We start from the raw sequence: 19456 nt of genomic DNA on the forward strand, positions 1-19456 counted from the left end.
TTAACCTCCTGTGGTTACCTGAAAACCAGCGCGTTCCGCCATCCCACGCAATGCAGCCAACTCTTGCGCCGATGGCGCGGGCACATCTTTCATCGACCAGGGCAGGCCGAGCAGGCTGTATTTCGGTTCACCATACCGATGAAACGGTAGCAGATGAACCTGTTTTATGCCTAAGGATGTCAGCAGCGTCAAAGCTTGTCGCAGGTTTTCCGCATTGAGCGTATATCCAGGAATTAACGGCAAACGGGGAATCACATTGATTCCCTCCCTCACTAACAGCCGCAAATTTTCAAGCACGCGCGGCAGGTTCATATTGACCACCTCGCGCGCCTGCGCCACATCCATAATTTTGAGATCAAACAACACTTCATCGCATGCTTTTGCCAGCGGAAGCAGGCGGCTGGCCGGGGCGTCACCTGCAGTTTCAATAGCGCACCTAATCCCCAGCCGCTTCAGACGCTGTAAAAAGCGGATGGCAAAGGGCGCTTGCATCAACACTTCACCACCGGAAAGCGTCACTCCGCCACCTGAGGTGCGAAAAAAGAGTTCATCTTTCAGCACCTCGCGTTCCAGCTCATCCAGCGTGATATCACAGCCAATATGTTCAAACGCCCCGGAAGGGCATTCATTAGCATCACGCAGGCAAGGCGCACAATGCAGGCATTTACTCTCTCGTCGTACCGTTTCAATACGTGGAGAGAGAGATTCGGGGTTAGCACACCACGGGCAGGTGTGCGGACAGCCTTTAAAAAAGACGACTGTGCGAATGCCTTGCCCATCATTTAGCGAGTAACGCTGAATGTTGAAGATGCGTGCGGCTTCATCGTCGCACTGCTCCACAACCTCACAGCTGATGCGCGGTGCGGCGAATGATGTCATCCTGAATCTCCTTCGACAGCTCGACAAAGAAGGCGCTGTAACCCGCCACGCGCACCACCAGCCCGGCAAAATCTTGCGGACGATGCTGTGCCTCGCGCAATGTTTCGGCATTCACCACGTTAAACTGGATGTGCTGTAGCTTAAGTTGAGTAAACGCACGCAGGAAATCTGCCAACTTGCGTAATCCCACCTCTCCTTCAAGGGTAGCTGGCGTAAACTTCACGTTCAGCAAGGTACCGTTTGAAAGCAATGTGTTATCCAGCTTACTGACCGATTTCAGCACCGCAGTCGGCCCCTGCATATCCTGTCCCAGCATCGGCGACAGGCCACCGTCTGCCAGTTGCTCTCCGGTGAAACGGCCATCCGGCGTCGCCCCCACTACCGAACCCAGCGGCACGTGAGCAGAAACGGTATACGAACCTGGCGTAAATTGCCCACCGCGCGGATTTTGGTATTTTTCTACCTCTTTACAGTAAAAACGTAGCAGTTCAGCGCTGATGTTATCCACATCATCAATATCGTTGCCGTATTTTTCAAAACGGTTGATCAACCTGGCGCGTACCTTTTCACCTTCCGGCGTGGCAAAATTGTCTTTTAATACCGACAGCAGCTCGTCAAAACTTAAGCGCTGCTGTTCGAACACCAATCCATTAAGCGCATGTAAAGAATCACTCAGGTTGGCGATACCAATACCTTGCACGCCAGAGAAGTTATAGCGTGCGCCGCCGTCGGTAATATCACAACCTTTATCCAGGCAGTCGCTGATAAACGAAGAGAGCAGCGGTACCGGCGCCCAGTCACGATGGCCGATATCGCAGATATTGCTGCCCTCCACCATTAGCGTGATGTAGTGGCTAATTTTGGCGCGAATATGCGCCAGCAGACCGTCATACGTCAGCGCGCTGTTGCCTTCGTTCTCATACAGACTGATTTCCATCACTTTCAACAGGTTGAACATGGCAATGTCATGCAAGCCGTAAGTTCTGCCCGGAATCGACAGCTCCACACAGCCGACCACGGCGTAATCCCGCGCATCCTCCAGCGATACGCCACGGTTCAGAAACGCAGGCACCACCACTTCATCGTTAAAGATCTGCGGAATACCGGTGCCAAGACGAATGGTCTCCGCCGTCTTCATCAGGAAAGGTGTATCAATCAACGCATTGGTGCGCACGCCAAGATTTGGCTGCGGCAGTTGTACACTCTGGTAAGCATCAAGGCAGAGGAATGAGAGAACGTTTACCGCGCTGCGTCCGTTCTCCGTCAATCCGCCGAGCAGCGCGGTATATCCCGTCGGGAATCCAGCGAAATAACGCGCGCTACTGGTAGAACGCAACAATACGATGTCATTGCACTTTACCCACAATGATTCGAGGATCTCCTTTAAGAAAGCCGGATCGTCCCCCTGAGTCAGTGAGGTCTGGTAGAACGGCAGCATATACTGGTCGAAACGCCCCAGCGAAAGCGAGCTGGCGTTGGACTCATACTGCAAAATAATATTCATGTACCAGAACAGCTGGCACGCCTGCCAGAAGGTTTGCGGCTTGTGCTGCATGTTGTGGCGGGAGTTTGCGGCAATGGCGAGCAGTTCCTGACGACGCTGCGCATCCGGGCAATCTTCCGCCATTTTTTCTGCCAGCAGAGCGTAACGCAGAATATGGCTTTGCGAAGCTTCAAGCAGCAGCAACGCAGCCTGATAAAAGTGGTTATCCGGCTGCTGCTCGCAGTGTTGCCGCATCTGCGTGACCAGCTCACCAAGCCCGTGATTCAGCAGGCGCGGATAATCAATAATGATATGTCCCTGCCCTTTGTCCGTCTGGTTAATGCTAAAAATCTGGGTGCTGACGGCGGCTTTTACCTCATCGGTCATCTGACCGTTGATGAAATCCTTCATCGAGCGCTTTTCCCAGTACGGGTACAGCACATCACGATAGAGACGTTTATCTTCGTCACTAATATCAAAACGGTCCTGCGGACGCGTCGGGAACTGGTCCAGCTCTTTCAACAGCCAGTACGGATCCATCTCCGGCGACATTATTCCCGCCCGCGGCTTAACGGTACGGTTGCCTGCAATCAGCTCTTCATCACGAATCGAAATTTCAACGTACTCAAGGATATACGCGGTTGCTTTCGCCCGACGCAGAATGACCGGATCCCCTTCCGTCTGCTGATGGCTGGCGGTATACAGTTGCGCGCGCTCAAGTGAGATTTCACGATTATGTTGAAACAGAGCGGCTTTCAAACGTTGGATGCGATTGGTCATGAAAAACTCCTGTGGGCAAGCTTGTTGCCTGATGGCGGCGTGAACGCCTTATCTGGCCTACAGGATTAATAGCGTAGGACAGATAAGCTTGCGCCATCGGGCATTCTAAAGTTAAGCGGTTTGCGCAAGGTGTGCGCCAATCTTGTTCATGATGGCGTCGGCGCGTTTCACTGCATCGCTGATGTTGACGCGAACGATAGTTTTGCCCGCAAAACGCTCTTCAAACTTAATACCAATGTCCTTGGTCAGAATGACCATGTCGGCCTCAGCCACATCCGCCAGGGTCAGTTCGTTTTCCAGACCGATCGACCCCTGAGTCTCAACCTTTACGTCCCAACCTTTGGCTTTAGCGGCGCTTTCCAACGCTTCGGCTGCCATATAGGTGTGAGCAACGCCAGAAGGACATGCGGTTACTGCGATAATCTTAGTCATGACTCTTTCCTCACTTAATTCATTTCAAAATCTAAATCCAGATCGTCCTCTTTCTGCTCGACCTGAGACACTTTTTTCCGTGCCAGACTTTTCAGTACGTTAACGCACACGGCGGTCACCACAGCACCAACGGCAACCGCCGCGATATAACCCAGTTTTCCTTCCACAACGGGCAGAACAATCAGCCCACCCCAACCGGCATAACACTGCGCTCCAAACAGGGCGGCGGTTACTGTGCCACAGGCTGAGCCAACCATAATGGATGGGATAACGCGCAGCGGATCGGCGGCGGCAAATGGAATCGCGCCTTCCGTTACGCCAACGCAGCCCATCACTAGCGCAGCTTTACCGGCTTCACGTTCTTCAGAAGAGAAATTCTTGCGGCCAATCAGCGTCGCCAGCCCTAAGCCCAACGGAGGCACGCAGATCCCCACAGCGGCAATAGCGACCACGGTATAAACCCCTTGCGACACACAAATCAGCATGAAGGCATAAGCAACTTTGTTGACGGGACCACCCATATCAAATGCCAGCATGAGGCCTAAAATAACGGCCAACACGACAATGCTCCCCTGCTGCATCCCCTGCAGCCACTCGGTCAGACTCGTAGTTAATGCGCCAACGGGTTCTCCCAGGCCCCACATCATGATGCCTGCGGTAATAAACGTGCCGACAATAGGAATAACGAAGATAGGCATTACCGAACGCAATACCTTATGTACGGGGATTTTCTTCAGATAATGGACGACAATACCGCCAATAATCCCGGCGATTAGTGCGCCGAAAAAACCTGCGCCGAAGCTGTTTCCCACCCATGCGCCAATCGCACAAGGGGCCAGAGCGGAACGCTCGGCAATGGAATAACCGATATACGCGGCAAGGAATGGCACCATCAGCGTCAGCCCTGCAACGCCAATATCAAACAGCTTCTTGAGATTAGGATCCGTTGCGGCGTCCGGTACCGCGCCCTTGCCATACAGCATGACGGAGACCGCCAGTAAAATACCACCCGCCACGACAAAAGGGATCATATGCGAAACACCGGTCATCAGGTGCTGACGGGTATTTTTCAGGATCTGCACCAACTCTTTCATAAGTCGCTCCCGGGCTGCCTACAGCCCATATCCATAAGGTTGTTGGGGAAAACAATAGGCAATCCGTAGCGACGCAAACAGTGGATAAAAAGGCCATTTGCTGGATTTTTGTAATATCAGTACAAAAATGCGATCCGCCTCATAACTTGCGGCTTCTCGGAATTTATAAGGAACACACTGACTTGTGAGGGATATCTCACTTTGATGGTTACATTACATTTATCCAGTTTTTGGCAGATTTATCACATGGCAAGCTCAGGCGTTGCCCTTTTATCCTGTAGCGAGAACTCGTTATGGGAGAGAGGCGATGGCCCTGATTGTGGAATTTACCTGTGAGCTGCCCAATGGCGTACATGCCCGTCCGGCAAGCCACGTTGAGACACTGTGCAATACGTTTACCTCACACATTGAGTGGCATAACCTGCGCACCGACCGTAAGGGCAATGCCAAAAGCGCGCTCGCGTTGATTGGCACCGACACGCTGGCTGGCGATAGCTGCAAGCTGTTGATTTCAGGCGCTGATGAGCTGGCTGCCCATCAGCGCCTGAGCCAGTGGCTGCGTGATGAGTTTCCACACTGTGATGCGCCGCTGGCGGAGATCAAAAACAGCGAACTGGAGCCGCTTCCCGCATCGTTGACCAACCTGAATCCTCAGCTGTTTCGTGCTCGCGCCGTTTGCAGCGGCAGTGCAGGCGGTGTTCTGAACCGGCTTTCCTCACTGGATCTCAACGCGCTGGATTCCCTCCCATCCGCGAAAGACATTGAAACCGAGCAAGCAGCGCTGGATAACGGTTTAACGCTACTGATGAAAAACCTTGAATTCCGCTTGCTCGACAGCGACGGCGCGACCAGTGCGATTCTGGAAGCACATCGCTCGCTGGCGGGCGATACATCATTGCGTCAGCACCTGCTTGCCGGAGTATCACGCGGGTTAAGCTGCGCTCAGGCGGTTGTCGAAAGCGCCGGGCATTTCTGTGATGAATTCACCCGCTCCAGCAGCAGTTATTTACAGGAACGTGCGCTGGACGTACGCGACGTCTGTTTCCAGCTCCTGCAGCAAATTTATGGCGAACAACGTTTCCCCGCACCGGGGAAGCTGACCCAGCCGACTGTCTGTATGGCTGATGAACTCACACCCAGCCAGTTCCTCGAACTGGACAAAACACTGCTGAAAGGCTTGTTGTTGAAAAGCGGCGGTACCACCTCGCACACGGTGATTCTCGCCCGCTCATTCAACATTCCTACGCTGGTTGGCGTAGATATTGAAGTCTTGACGCCATGGCTGCAGAAAACGGTTTATATCGATGGGAACGCAGGCGCGATTATCGTTGCACCAGATGAACCCGTCGTACGTTACTATCAGCAGGAAATGCGTGTACAAAATGCTCTGCGTGAACAGCAACGTATCTGGCTGACCCAGGAGGCGCGTACGACGGATGGCATCCGCATGGAAGTCGCCGCTAACATCGCCCACTCCGTGGAGGCGCAATCCGCCTTTGGTAACGGTGCCGAAGCGGTTGGGTTATTCCGTACAGAAATGCTTTATATGGACCGTTCCTGCGCCCCGAATGAAAATGAGCTATACAACATTTTCTGCCAGGCGCTGGAGCCTGCACAGGGGCGCAGCATTATTGTACGCACCATGGATATCGGTGGTGATAAACCCGTTGATTACCTGAATATTCCTGCCGAAGCCAACCCGTTTCTCGGCTATCGTGCGGTGCGTATCTATGAAGAATATGCCGCGCTGTTCACCACCCAGTTGCGCTCAATCCTCCGCGCATCGGCCCACGGTAGCCTAAAAATCATGATCCCAATGATCTCCTCGATGGAAGAGATCCTGTGGGTCAAAGAGAAACTAGCTGAAGCCAAACAGCAGCTGCGTAATGAACACATCCCGTTTGATGAGAAGATCCAGCTTGGCATTATGCTGGAGGTTCCTTCAGTAATGTTCATCATTGATCAATGCTGTGAAGAGATTGATTTCTTTAGTATTGGCAGCAATGACCTGACGCAATATCTGCTGGCGGTCGACCGCGACAACGCCAAAGTCACCCGCCACTACAACAGCCTGAATCCGGCCTTCCTGCGCGCACTGGATTTCGCCGTGCAGGCGGTACATCGTCAAGGAAAATGGATTGGCCTGTGCGGCGAATTGGGCGCCAAAGGTTCAGTGCTACCCCTGCTGATCGGATTGGGGCTGGACGAGATCAGCATGAGCGCCCCGTCAATTCCCGCCGCTAAAGCACGCATGGCGCAACTCGACAGCCGCGCCTGCCGTCAGTTGCTGAATCAGGCGATGGCCTGTCGCACCTCACTCGAAGTGGAACATCTGCTGGCCCAGTTCCGCATGACCCAACAGGATACGCCTCTGGTTACCGCCGAGTGCATCACACTGGATAGCGACTGGCGCAGCAAAGAAGAGGTCATTAAAGGCATGACCGACAATCTGCTGCTGGCCAATCGCTGCCGTTACCCGCGCAAGCTGGAGACCGATCTGTGGGCTCGCGAAGCGGTGTTCTCCACGGGTCTGGGCTTTAGCTTTGCCATTCCACACAGCAAATCTGAACATATTGAGCAGTCGACCATCAGCGTGGCGCGCCTTAAAGCACCGGTACGCTGGGGCGATGACGATGCGCAGTTCATCATTATGCTGACGCTCAACAAGCACGCCGCAGGTGACCAGCATATGCGTATCTTCTCGCGCCTGGCACGCCGCATTATGCACGAAGAATTCCGCAACGCGCTGGTTAACGCCGCCTCTGCCGAGGCTATCGCCAGCCTGCTGCAACATGAACTTGAACTTTAAAGAGGGTGTTTTTGTATGGAACTTTACCTTGATACCGCCAACGTCGCGGAAGTTGAACGTCTGGCACGCATCTTTCCTATCGCGGGTGTCACCACCAACCCAAGCATTGTGGCAGCAAGCAAAGAATCCATCTGGGATGTGCTGCCGCGCCTGCAAAACGCCATTGGCAAAGAGAGCATTCTGTTTGCCCAAACTATGAGCCGCGACGCGCAGGGCATGGTGGAGGAAGCCAAACGGTTGAGTCACGCTATACCCGGCCTGGTAGTGAAAATCCCCGTAACGTCTGAAGGTCTGGCCGCAATCAAGATGCTGAAAAAGGAAGGTATCACCACGCTGGGAACCGCTGTGTACAGCGCCTCTCAAGGGCTGCTGGCAGCGCTGGCGGGAGCTAAATACGTCGCGCCTTACGTTAACCGTATTGATGCCCAGGGCGGCGATGGAATTCGCACGGTACAAGAACTGCAAACATTGCTGGAACTGCATGCGCCAAACAGCATGGTACTGGCGGCCAGCTTTAAAACTCCGCGTCAGGCGCTGGATTGCTTGCTGGCAGGATGTGAAGCAATCACTCTGCCATTAGACGTAGCGCAACAAATGCTCAATACCCCTGCGGTAGAGTCAGCAATAGAGAAGTTTGAGCAGGACTGGAACAACGCATTTGGTCACATCAACCTGTGAGGTAAATAAAGTATGGATCGCATTATTCAATCGCCTGGTAAGTACATCCAGGGTGCCGATGTTATTACCCGTCTTGGCAGCTACCTCAAACCACTGGCAAAGCGCTGGCTGGTCGTTGGGGACAAGTTTGTCTTAGGCTTCGCCCAACCAGCACTGGAAAAAAGCTTCCAGGATGCCGGACTGACGCTGGAGATTGCACCATTTGGCGGCGAGTGTTCACAAAACGAAATCGACCGTCTGCGCGGCGTAGCGGAAAAAGCGCAATGTGGCGCAGTACTCGGTATTGGCGGCGGTAAAACGCTGGATACCGCCAAAGCGCTGGCGCACTTTATGAGCGTGCCTGTCGCCATTGCGCCAACCATCGCTTCCACCGATGCACCGTGTAGCGCGCTGTCCGTTATTTACACCGACGCGGGTGAATTCGACCGCTATTTGTTGCTGCCGAACAACCCGGACAGGGTCATTGTTGATACTAAAATTGTCGCGGGCGCACCGGCGCGTCTGTTAGCCGCGGGTATTGGCGATGCGCTGGCGACCTGGTTCGAAGCACGCGCCTGTTCGCGCAGCGGTGCCACCACTATGGCAGGCGGTCAATGTACTCAGGCGGCGTTGGCGCTGGCTGAGCTGTGCTTTAATACGCTGATAGAAGAAGGTGAAAAAGCGATGCTGGCCGCCGAGCAGCATGTGGTCACGCCTGCGCTGGAGCGTGTGATTGAGGCCAATACCTATCTGAGCGGCGTCGGTTTTGAAAGCGGTGGTCTGGCTGCGGCACACGCCATTCATAATGGACTGACGGCAATCCCGGATGCGCACCACTACTACCACGGTGAAAAAGTGGCTTTCGGTACGCTGACGCAACTGGTGCTGGAAAACGCGCCGGTCGATGAAATTGAAACCGTTGCGGCGCTGTGCCATTCAGTTGGTTTGCCAATTACGCTGGCGCAGCTGGATATCAAACAGGATATCCCGACGAAAATGCGCATTGTGGCAGAAGCCGCTTGTGCAGAAGGCGAAACCATCCACAACATGCCTGGCGGCGCAACCCCAGATCAGGTGTATGCTGCCCTGTTGGTGGCCGACCAGTACGGCCAACGTTACCTGCAAGAGTGGGAATAACCTGCCAATAAAAATCCCCGCAAATGCGGGGATTTTTTATTCCTACCATGCCGGACCCGCGCAAGCGGCATCCGGCATCGTCTGTTACAGCAGATCGAAACGATCCAGGTTCATCACTTTCACCCATGCGGCAACAAAATCTCTCACGAACTTCTCGTGGGCATCGCTACAGGCATAGACTTCAGCCACTGCGCGCAGCACAGAGTTAGAACCAAACACCAGATCGGCGCGAGTTGCGGTGTATTTTACTTCGCCGCTCAGACGGTCACGACCTTCAAACAGCTCTTTTGACTCATCAACCGCCTTCCACTCATGACGCATATCCAGCAGATTGACGAAGAAGTCAGTGCTGAGTACGCCAGGACGATCGGTAAAGACGCCGTGCTGGCTACCATCAAAGTTGGTGCCCAGTACGCGCATACCACCCACCAGCACGGTCATTTCCGGTGCGGTCAGCGTCAGCTGTTGCGCTTTATCGATCAGCAGCGACTCGGTGGTCGATACGTCAGGACGGGCGCGATAGTTACGGAAACCGTCAGCAATCGGCTCAAGCAGCTCAAACATCTCAATATCTGTTTGATCCTGACGCGCATCCACACGACCCGGCGCAAAAGGTACCTTAATGCTGACTCCCGCAGCGCTAGCCGCCTGCTCGACACCAACCACACCGGCCAGCACGATAATATCGGCCAACGAGGCGGTATGGGCAGACTTATAAATCCCTTCCAGCACAGGCAGAACGCGTGCCGCGGTGGCATTCACATCCCAGCCGCGCTGTGGGTCCAGTGCCAGACGCGCACCGTTAGCGCCGCCACGCTTATCTCCACCGCGGAAAGTCGATGCCGAAGCCCATGCTACCGATACCAGTTCGCCCACGGACAGCCCGGAAGCAGCGATGGTCGCCTTCAGTTTCAGGATATCTTCTTCGCTTGGGTTGAAGAACGCATGCGGCAGCGGATCTTGCCAAATCAGATCTTCTTTTGGCACTTCCGGTCCGATGTAACGCGCTTTTGGCCCCATATCACGGTGCGTCAGTTTAAACCACGCACGAGCAAACGCTTCGTTGAACGCCTGCGGATCGTTCAGGAAACGGCGGGAGATTTTCTCGAACTCAGGATCGAAACGCAGCGTCAGGTCGGTAACCAGCATCGTCGGCTTACGTTTTTTCGACGGATCAAACGGATCGGGAATAATTTCTGGCGCATCAACCGCTTCAAACTGAATAGCGCCTGCCGGACTGCGAGTTTGTACCCACTCATATTTGAACAGGTTCTCGAAGAAATAGTTGCTCCATTGGGTTGGCGTCTGCGTCCAGACCACTTCCAGACCGGATGTAATGGCATCCGCACCCGCGCCGCTGCCGTAGCTGCTGGCCCAGCCCAGGCCCTGCGCTTCAATCGGTGCGGATTCTGGATCGGCACCAACATGCGATGCCGGTGCAGCCCCGTGGGTTTTACCCAACGTATGACCGCCACCAATCAGCGCTACGGTTTCTTCGTCGTTCATTCCCATGTTACCGAAGGTCGCGCGAATAGCCGCTGCCGCTGAAAGCGGTTCGCCGCTATGGTCCGGCCCTTCCGGGTTCACATAGATAAGACCCATTTCGGTTGCGCCCAGCGGCGCCTTAGCCAGCTCTTCCGGGTGACGGTGGGTCAGCCAGGCTTTTTCATCACCCCAGTTTACGTCGAGATCCGGTTCCCAGACATCTTCACGACCGGCACCAAAGCCAAAGGTACGAAAGCCTGAGTTTTCCAGCGCCACGTTACCCGCGAGGATAAACAGGTCAGCCCAGGAAATCTTCTGACCATATTTTTGCTTAATTGGCCACAGCAGACGACGCGCTTTATCAAGGCTAACGTTATCCGGCCAGGAATTTAGTGGTGCAAAACGCTGCTGTCCGCGACCCGCGCCACCGCGTCCATCAATGGAGCGATAGGTCCCTGCACCGTGCCATGCCATGCGGATAAACAATCCGGCATAGGTTCCCCAGTCAGCTGGCCACCACGGTTGAGATTCGGACAGAAGGGCTCTGAGATCCCCTTTCAGGGCAGAGTAGTCGAGTTTGCTAAATTCTTTGCGGTAGTCGAAGTCCTCACCCAGCGGGTTAGAACGGTTGGAATGTTGGTTTAAAAGATCAACGCGCAGTTGATTTGGCCACCAGTCGCGGTTGTTCGTTCCAGCTCCCGCGCTCTGGTCGTGACCGCCCTGATGAAAAGGACACTTACCGGCAGTTGATGCGTTTTGGCTATCGTCGGACATGCTCATCTATATGCTCCCTTTACAGTGTTCTGACTACGATATACACCACCAGAGATAAGATATAGTCGAAATAACCCACAGATTCGATAGCTAATTCCTTTTATATTTTGCGTTACAGAGATGTAGATCAAAATGATCAAAAAAAGCCCTCCGTAGAGGGCTGAGTATCTGTTTAGTTCGGTCTTACACCCAGTGTATGACAAATAGCGTAGCTCATCTCGGCACGGTTGAGAGTATAGAAGTGAAAATCTTTCACCCCTTCGCGGCTGAGAATCTTCACCATGTCCATGGCGATATTGGCACCCACCAACTTGCGGGTTTCCGCGTCATCGTCAAGACCATCAAACATGGTCGACATCCACGCCGGAATGCGGACGTTGGTCATGTCGGCAAATTTTTTCGCCTGCTTGAAGTTAGATACCGGCAAGATGCCAGGAATAATTTCCACATCGATTCCCGCAGACACGCAGCGATCTCGAAAACGCAGATAGCTTTCTACATCGAAGAAAAACTGAGTGATCGCACGGTTCGCACCGGCATCAACCTTGCGCTTCAGATTCAGCAAATCAGCCTGAGCACTCTTCGCTTCCGGGTGCACTTCCGGGTAAGCCGCAACGGAGATATCAAAGTCTGCAACGTCTTTCAGCAGTGTCACCAGGTCAGAAGCATACATATCCGGTTTACCGCTTCCCGGCGGCAGGTCACCACGCAGGGCAACAATATGACGAATACCGTTATTCCAGTAGTCCTGAGCAATAGTACGCAGCTCATCACGGGTCGCATCAATGCAGGTCAGGTGCGGCGCTGCTTCAAGACCCGTGCGATCCTTAATACCTTTAATAATGCTGTGCGTACGGTCGCGCTCACCAGAGTTTGCACCGTAAGTGACTGAAACAAACTTCGGCTTCAGGCTGCTCAGGCGATCGATGGAGTTCCACAGGGTTTGCTCCATTTCACTGGTGCGCGGCGGGAAAAACTCAAATGAAACGTTAATCTGACCGGCAACTTCTGCCAGGCTCTGATTCAGGGCTTCCCGCTGGTTGGCGTGAAAAAAGCTCATACCTTACCTCATCAATCTTTTGTCGTTATATGTTGTGTTGTGAACTGCTATACGTTTAGACGTCTAGATGTAAAAATGACGGAAAAGCATGCTGGCGTCAACACAAAAATCATCGCCAAAGGTGAGGAATACTCAGCCAACGTGAAAAAAATTCACATCAGTCTGAATTGATGAGGGATTGCGTCATGACTGTCTGCAGCCACTCTAATTTTTTTACGTTTTCAGGCAACATCACCAACCCCGTACTGATACGCAATTCGCTATCGGTAAGCGGCAGGAATATCACCCCCCGACGTTGGATTGCGGAAAAGGAGGCAGGAAGCAGGCTCAGACCGTCACCCTGCGCGATCCGCGCCAACAACACGTCATGTTCCAGCGGTTCTTCAATACAGGCAGGAGAATAACCGGCACGACTAAAAATGTGTCGGGTGTAATCAAAATAGGCAGGGTTACGTTCACGTTTGAACCAGAACAGCGGTCGGTGGCTTAGCGACGTTAACGAGAGCGAAGGCAGCGCCGCTTCTGGCCAGAACGCGGGTAAGGCGACGATCAACGATTCTTGCCAGCCAAGTGGCGTGACGCTAAGCCCCGAGGTCTCAAGCGGTAGCGCCACCAGCGCGGCATCCAGTTTTCCACGACGCACCTGGCGCGCCAGTTCAGGCGAACCATGACGGACAATATGTCGCTTCTGCACATGCGTAGTCAGCTGTGACTCAAGCGCAGCAAAAACGCCCTGTTCAAACGCCGTACTTAGCCCTAAGCGCAGAGATGGCTCCCCGGCTTGCGTTAACTGACTCAACGCAACGTAGGTTTTGTCCTGGAGATCAAGCAGCGGGCGCACCATTTCAAGTACGCGCTGGCCATCCTCCGTCAGCGTTAATCCACGGGTATGACGGACAAAAAGCGTGACCCCCAGGCGATCTTCAAGCTGGCGAATGTGGCGGCTCAACGGCGGCTGCGACATGAACAAACGCTGCGCCGCGCGGCTCATATTGTTCTCTTGTGCCACAACGGCAAAGTAACGCAGCAGACGAATATCCAGAGAGTGTAATGTCGATGTTGTCATACCGAAAAGGTATCACGGAAACGGTATTATCCAAATCATTCTACGCCCCCTATTCTCTCGCCATACGCCACACCTACGAGGGGAAAATCATGGAATCAGAACGTTTTGTTACTGGCCAGAAAATGCTGCAACAGGTAGATGGTAAAGGGGGAGAGGCCGTCGTTGAGAGCCTGAAGGAAATCGCGCCGGATTTTGCCCGCTACCTGCTGGAATTTCCGTTTGGCGACATCTACGCACGGCCAGGTCTGGATCTGCGCAGCCGGGAAATTGCCACCATCGCAGCGTTAACGGCCATGGGCAATGCCGCCCCACAATTGAAAGTGCATATTGGCGCGGCATTACACGTTGGTTTAACGCAGGATGAGATCGTTGAAGTGATTATGCAGATGGCCGTATATGCCGGCTTCCCTGCAGCTCTCAATGGTTTATTCGCCGCGAAAGAGGTGTTTGCCTCTCACAGAGGCTAAAACAACAGGCCAGCGGATTATCTGCTGGCCTGAGCTCACTATGGTTTCACATCTGCCACACGCATGCCTTTAATCTGCTCATCCGTCAGCGTATTTCCCGCTTTGAAGTAATCAACGACAGCATTAGAGACATAATAACCGCCGGAGGTATTTCGCACTTTACCTTCGGTAAATGCCGTAAAACCATCACCACCGTCTGCCAGGAAGCTATTGGTGGCTATGTGATAAACCGTGGCGTCCTCAATCGGTTTACCGTTTAACGTTAATACGGTGACTCGCTGGCCGACCGGTTTACTGCTGTCATACTTCATCTCCAGTCCTTTGGACACCTGCAATACACCGTTGCTTAAACCCGCACCGTGCTCCATCAAGCCACGCAACTGCTTACCGGTGAGTTCCATCGTAGCCAGCTCATTTGGGAACGGGAAGGTGCTAATGACTGCACCCATCGTGATAGCACCCGCTGGGATTTCATTCCGGATCCCGCCTGAGTTAGTGAGCGCCAACTGGGTATCTTTACCCGCCGCCGCCAACAGTGCATCCGCCGCCAGATTGCCCAACGAAGAAGATTCTCCGTAAGCACGCGTCAGCTCAACCGGAGAGTTTGCAACCGTCTGTTGTACCACTTTATCGAGCTTTTTATTCCAGCCATCAATGACCTGTTTCGTCTGTGGGTTTGGCTGCCATTCATCAGCAAAAATGGTCTTCAGCTCGAAGTTCTTCACGGTCAATCGATGCGGTTTCTGCTGATAATCCAGCACCAGTTTACCCACATCAATACCGCCGCTGTCGGTAGAAAGAATCAGGGTGTTACCGACTTTAATCGGCTCCGGCGTGCCAACATGCGCATGGCCGGTAATCAGGATATCCAGCCCCTGCACCTGGCCTGCGGTCTGGATGTCTTTATCCAGCGCACGACGCACATCAGTACCACCCAGACTGGACTGACGTGCTGGAGTGCCTTCATGGATCAACGCCACAGTGAGATCGACTTTACCTTTGAGTTCATCAATATAGCGTTGCAACCACTTCACTTCATCCCGCGCTTCAATACCGACACGTGTCGCAGCGGAAACCGTATCATCAAAAGCAAATACGCCGTGCAGGCCAATCACGCCAACCTTCACACCATCTTTTTCAATAATGGTGTAAGGCTTATCCCAGAACATTTTGCTGCTGTTTTGATAAAAGATATTACCCTGCACAATGGGGAATTTCGCCTGACTCAGCTGCAGCAGCGTATTGTCCCAACCGTGATCGAATTCATGATTACCTATGGTGACAGCATCAAAATTCATGGTGTTCATGATATCGATAATCGCCTTACCCTTAGTCAGACTGCTGATGTAAGGGCCCGTAAAGTAGTCGCCCGCATCAAAAAACCAGGTGGCGCTATTTTTCGCTTTCTCCTGCTTCACCATCGTGGCGATATTGGCCCAACCGCCAATATCGCGTGCGCCATTGGCAATCCATGGGACCTTATAAGGCTCAACGTGGGCGTGAAGATCGTTGGTGTAGATAATCGTGACATCTTTTGCCGATGCCCATAACGGCAGTGATACCAGAACACCAACAGCAAGCATTTTTAACTTCATAATCAATCCCTTTCAGTCATATAAAGAATCGCTACGTTACGTTCTGAAAGGTTTTTTTATGTGAGAAAACTCACATCCAGCTGTGATAGTTGCAGGTCAAAATCAACGACCATTAAAAATCGTTGGTAATACGATGACGTCGCTGTTCACCATCAATTGCTGTAAGTCTTTTGGCTGCAAAAATCTGGGGCTGGCGAGCTCACCAGATTACAGCTGGCCAGAGTATCGGTTGGGTTATGCTGCACTGCATTGCCGGGTATGCGGCAGTTATCCCCCGTTGTTTAATGAGGAACAGTTTCGTAGCTGGTTGTCGGAATATTTAACGGATTTTGCCGCCAAAAGCGGTCATTTTTGCCCACGTTGTTATCAGCGAGAAACCATCCGCTATGGGCATAATCCCCAGGGCAGCCAACGCGTTCAGTGCCGGAGCTGCAAAAAGGTCTGGACGCCAAAGCAGCAGCCGCTCGCCACCATTGTTCCACCAGAACAAATAGCAACGGTTCCCTTAATCGTCCCTTTTCAGGGAGCCTGCACCGAGCAGAAACTTTATGTATTATTCAGTTTTGATGCTATTCGTGGCAATGTTTTGCATATTTCCAGTAATTTCACGCCCCATCTCGTAGGGGATTCATTACGATACCGCTGGCGTGACAATGTTGAACCCGAAGTCATTCATGACGATATCGTTGAGCGAGTAAGACAGCGGGAAACCCTGTTTTTACGCCGTAGCCAGTTTGATGAAATCCAGTACGGTAGCGCCATGCTCAAACGGAGCGCCAACGGCGCGGTTTTACGTCCGGTCATTACCGCACACGGGCATTTCCGCATACTAAGTCACCTCTGGCCAGAGGTAAAAACACACATTATCTCTCACGAATGTTTTCTACGCGGCGCGACAATCACCGCTTGGGCAGAATCGTTTCGTAATCGTCACGCATCGCTGTGGTTTATAGATGAAGAGATAAATGACAATAAATGCACATTACCCTGGCAACTCCGGGGTAAAACGGACCAGGGATGGTGGCAGAACCAATGGCAGATTTTGGAGCAAGGCAGTAATCGTAAAATGGTATGTCTGCTAACAGAGGGGCACGTTGAAAAAGGGATATCAATAACTCTGGCGGCAGGCCGTAATTTTCTCGACTGGTTGCGGCAACAGACGGAATTTCAGTGCAGTGCCCGTTACTCTGCCCATTCTGTTTTTCAGGCAATAAGAGCGCTGGCAGGGAAATACAACGCCCTCATTGATAAACGGTAATGCTGCCGGATAGTAATACTGACGCATTTTATCCGGCAACAAAAACTACAGCAGTTGCGCCAGACGGTTGATGTCAGACTGAATCGCCCCAGCGGTAACATCACGGCCCGCGCCCGGCCCACGGATCACCAGCGGGTTGTCGCGATACCAACGGCTTTCAATGGCAAACACGTTATCGCACGGCAACAGCGCCGCCAGCGGGTGCTCAGGGCGTACCGCTTCAACACCAACGCGTGCTTTTCCGTTAGCGTCAAAACGCGCTACATAGCGCAGCACCAGCCCCATTTCACGGGCCGCTTCCAGGCGTTGCACCATCTGTTCGTTCAGCTCATCGCCATTTTCAAAGAAATGGTCAATGGAGCCTTCTTCACAGTGCGCAGGCACCAGTGACTCCACGCGTACCTGGTCCGGTTCGATGTCATATCCTGCCTCACGCGCCAGGATCACCAGCTTACGCATCACATCTTTACCCGAAAGATCCACGCGCGGGTCAGGCTCAGTCAGACCCTGCTGCCATGCCTGATCAACCAGATCGGTGAACGGGACCGTGCCATCAAATTGCAGGAACAGCCACGACAACGTGCCGGAGAAGATCCCGCTGATCGACAGAATGGTATCGCCACTATCAATCAGATCGCGCACGGTATGGTTGATCGGTAAGCCTGCGCCTACGGTGGCGTTATACAGCCAGTGGCGACCCGTCTTTTCGAAGGCATCATGAATCTGGCGGTAATTATTACTGCTGCTCGCCCCTGCCAGTTTGTTGGCGCTGATGACGTGGAAGCCATGACTGGCAAAATCCAGATATTGATCTGCCAGTTGCTCGCTGGCAGTGACGTCCAGCACCACTAAATCATCATACGGATGGGCGCGCATCCACAAGAATAATGATTCCTCATCCTGTTCTACCGCCTCGTCATCAAAAAAGGCCAACGCACGGCTGGCATCCAGCCCTTCATAATTAAGCAGGCTACGACGACTATCAACCACACCTGCCAGCACAAACTCTAATCCGGTGCGCGCAGAAAGCGTGCTCTGCTCGCGGGCAAACAGCTCCAGCCAGCGTGACCCAATATTGCCTTTGCCGAACAGCACCAGACCGATGCGTTTTTCAGCACGGAAGATTGACTGATGTAGCCCCTGGATCAGACTCTCTGTCGGCCCGGTACGCAATACCGCGACCAGGCTGATGCCCTCTTCCGATTGCCAGGTAAATTCAACCGGCTGACCTTTCAGCTGTTGCCAGAAACGGTGGCAATGCAGCGGATTACGCGTCACGCCCGCCCCAACCATCGCCACCAACGCCAGCCCCTGACGCAGGCGTAGCTCACCAGGCAGGCCTGCTTCATCAAGAATTTTCAGCGCGCCGTCGGCAACTTCGGAGGTGTAGCAAAATTGCAGCAGTTGGCGGTCAGGATGCACGCCCACCGCCAGCGGACGCACTTGGGCACGCTTCAGGATCTGGTCAATATCCTTATGCGCCAGCTTAAAGTCCTGGCTGGCAGGAACCTGAAACTCAATCAGGCAGACGTCGTCATGGCTGGTCACAATACGCGCCCCGGTACCAGAAGCCAGTACGCGTTCAATACGCGTCGATCCCTGATCCGGCGTGTAGCTACAACGCAACTGGAGGTCGATATCGCTGCCGGAAACCGGCTGTAAGGTGCGGGCATGCAGAACCGGTGCCGCCAGACGCGCCAACTCGCTGGCTTCATCCAGACGCAGCAGCGGCAGCAGGCACGCATCTTTCACTTTACGCGGGTCAGCGCTATATACCCCGGCAACGTCGCTCCAGATAGTGACGCGGGAAACACCTGCCAGCGCGCCAACCTGCGTCGCCGAGTAGTCCGAGCCGTTACGCCCCAGCAGTACCGTTTCACCCGCATTACTGCGGCTAATGAAGCCAGTTACTACCAGGCGCTTACCCGGATGCTGCGCCAGCAGTTGCTGCAATAATGGGTAAGAAAGACCTTCATCCACCTGCGGCTGAGCGCCGCGTTCAGCACGTAAAAAATCGCGCGCATCCAGCCAGGCCGACTCCAGCCCTTGTTGGTTAAGAACGGCAGACATCAAACGTGCGGACCACACCTCGCCATGCCCGACGACTTCAGCATAGACGGCATCGTTCACGCCGCTGTCGAGTAACCCGGCCAGGCGTTCCAGATCGTGAATAAACGCGCCGATCAACCCATCCGCCACCTCGGGGGGTAACAAACCGCTAATAAGCTCGCTTTGATAGCGACGTAACGCCTGTTGAACCTGATGCGCAGAGAGACGATCGGTCTGGCTTAACTTCAGCCAGCTAATCAACTGGTTAGTGGTACTGCCTGCGGCTGAAACAACCATCATGTCATCGGGCTGCGAGTACTCCGCCATAATGCCTGCGACACGCAGATAACATTTCACATCAGCCAGACTACTACCACCAAATTTGTGCAGTTGACGACCCTTCGTCCCTGCCTGCGCAATCACACTCATGT

Annotated in this window: 14 protein-coding genes; 5 read left to right on the forward strand and 9 right to left on the reverse strand. The window is 53.5% G+C overall.

All coding sequences use genetic code 11. The features are described 5' to 3' along the window. The 4 genes from NMD08_RS24460 to NMD08_RS24475 all read right to left on the reverse strand — a co-directional run bounded on the left by NMD08_RS24460 (position 1) and on the right by NMD08_RS24475 (position 4668). Complete coding sequence (locus NMD08_RS24460) at positions 1-879, reverse strand: [formate-C-acetyltransferase]-activating enzyme (protein ID WP_370619226.1); 879 nt, start codon at positions 877-879, stop codon at positions 1-3. After that, the gene (locus NMD08_RS24465) at positions 845-3142 is read right to left on the reverse strand and encodes a formate C-acetyltransferase (protein WP_210905497.1); all 2298 of its coding nucleotides are present in this window, start codon (positions 3140-3142) and stop codon (positions 845-847) included. Before NMD08_RS24465 ends, NMD08_RS24460 begins: the two co-directional genes overlap by 35 nt. Positions 3143-3253: 111 nt before the next feature. Continuing rightward, on the reverse strand, positions 3254-3574 hold the full coding sequence (locus NMD08_RS24470; RefSeq protein ID WP_151218463.1) for a PTS fructose-like transporter subunit IIB: 321 nt from the start codon (positions 3572-3574) through the stop codon (positions 3254-3256). Positions 3575-3588: 14 nt separating this feature from the next. Next, on the reverse strand, positions 3589-4668 hold the full coding sequence (locus tag NMD08_RS24475; RefSeq protein WP_151218462.1) for a PTS fructose transporter subunit EIIC: 1080 nt from the start codon (positions 4666-4668) through the stop codon (positions 3589-3591). Positions 4669-4975: 307 nt separating this feature from the next. On the opposite strand from NMD08_RS24475, the gene ptsP reads away from it, so the two are divergent. Genes ptsP through NMD08_RS24490 form a run of 3 tightly spaced genes read left to right on the forward strand, consistent with a single transcriptional unit; the run spans position 4976 to position 9271 of the window. Next, positions 4976-7477, forward strand: coding sequence for a phosphoenolpyruvate--protein phosphotransferase (ptsP, locus tag NMD08_RS24480; RefSeq protein ID WP_370619228.1), 2502 nt, complete (start codon positions 4976-4978; stop codon positions 7475-7477). A 15-nt stretch (positions 7478-7492) separates the two neighbouring features. Further along, positions 7493-8155 carry a fructose-6-phosphate aldolase gene (gene fsa / locus NMD08_RS24485; protein WP_151218460.1) on the forward strand — a complete coding sequence of 221 codons (663 nt, stop codon included), beginning with the start codon at positions 7493-7495 and terminating at the stop codon, positions 8153-8155. A 12-nt stretch (positions 8156-8167) separates the two neighbouring features. Continuing rightward, the gene (locus NMD08_RS24490; protein ID WP_286541416.1) at positions 8168-9271 is read left to right on the forward strand and encodes a glycerol dehydrogenase; all 1104 of its coding nucleotides are present in this window, start codon (positions 8168-8170) and stop codon (positions 9269-9271) included. A gap of 84 nt (positions 9272-9355) precedes the next feature. Here NMD08_RS24490 and katG read toward each other — a convergent pair whose 3' ends face one another. From katG to NMD08_RS24505, 3 genes are all read right to left on the reverse strand, one after another. Next, the gene (katG, locus tag NMD08_RS24495; protein WP_151218458.1) at positions 9356-11536 is read right to left on the reverse strand and encodes a catalase/peroxidase HPI; all 2181 of its coding nucleotides are present in this window, start codon (positions 11534-11536) and stop codon (positions 9356-9358) included. Between the two features lie 166 nt (positions 11537-11702). After that, positions 11703-12590, reverse strand: coding sequence for a methylenetetrahydrofolate reductase (gene metF / locus NMD08_RS24500; protein ID WP_003028830.1), 888 nt, complete (start codon positions 12588-12590; stop codon positions 11703-11705). 157 nt (positions 12591-12747) lie between these two features. Continuing rightward, positions 12748-13656 (reverse strand): LysR family transcriptional regulator, encoded by a 909-nt coding sequence (locus NMD08_RS24505; RefSeq protein WP_286541409.1) that lies wholly within the window; start codon positions 13654-13656, stop codon positions 12748-12750. Positions 13657-13745: 89 nt separating this feature from the next. On the opposite strand from NMD08_RS24505, the gene NMD08_RS24510 reads away from it, so the two are divergent. Further along, positions 13746-14123, forward strand: coding sequence for a carboxymuconolactone decarboxylase family protein (locus NMD08_RS24510; protein ID WP_151218457.1), 378 nt, complete (start codon positions 13746-13748; stop codon positions 14121-14123). Positions 14124-14161: 38 nt separating this feature from the next. Here NMD08_RS24510 and NMD08_RS24515 read toward each other — a convergent pair whose 3' ends face one another. Then, positions 14162-15718: a bifunctional UDP-sugar hydrolase/5'-nucleotidase gene (locus tag NMD08_RS24515; RefSeq protein WP_370619231.1), complete on the reverse strand. Its 1557-nt coding sequence runs from the start codon at positions 15716-15718 to the stop codon at positions 14162-14164. 133 nt (positions 15719-15851) lie between these two features. On the opposite strand from NMD08_RS24515, the gene NMD08_RS24520 reads away from it, so the two are divergent. Then, the gene (locus NMD08_RS24520) at positions 15852-16976 is read left to right on the forward strand and encodes a cytoplasmic protein (protein WP_370619233.1); all 1125 of its coding nucleotides are present in this window, start codon (positions 15852-15854) and stop codon (positions 16974-16976) included. Between the two features lie 45 nt (positions 16977-17021). Here the strand turns inward: NMD08_RS24520 and metL are convergent, their stop codons facing one another. After that, entirely contained in the window at positions 17022-19454 is a 2433-nt protein-coding gene (metL, locus tag NMD08_RS24525; protein ID WP_151218454.1) for a bifunctional aspartate kinase/homoserine dehydrogenase II, read from the reverse strand. Positions 19455-19456: the final 2 nt, after the last annotated feature.

The sequence above is a fragment of the Citrobacter meridianamericanus genome, assembly GCF_041320245.1.
GTDB lineage: Bacteria > Pseudomonadota > Gammaproteobacteria > Enterobacterales > Enterobacteriaceae > Citrobacter > Citrobacter meridianamericanus.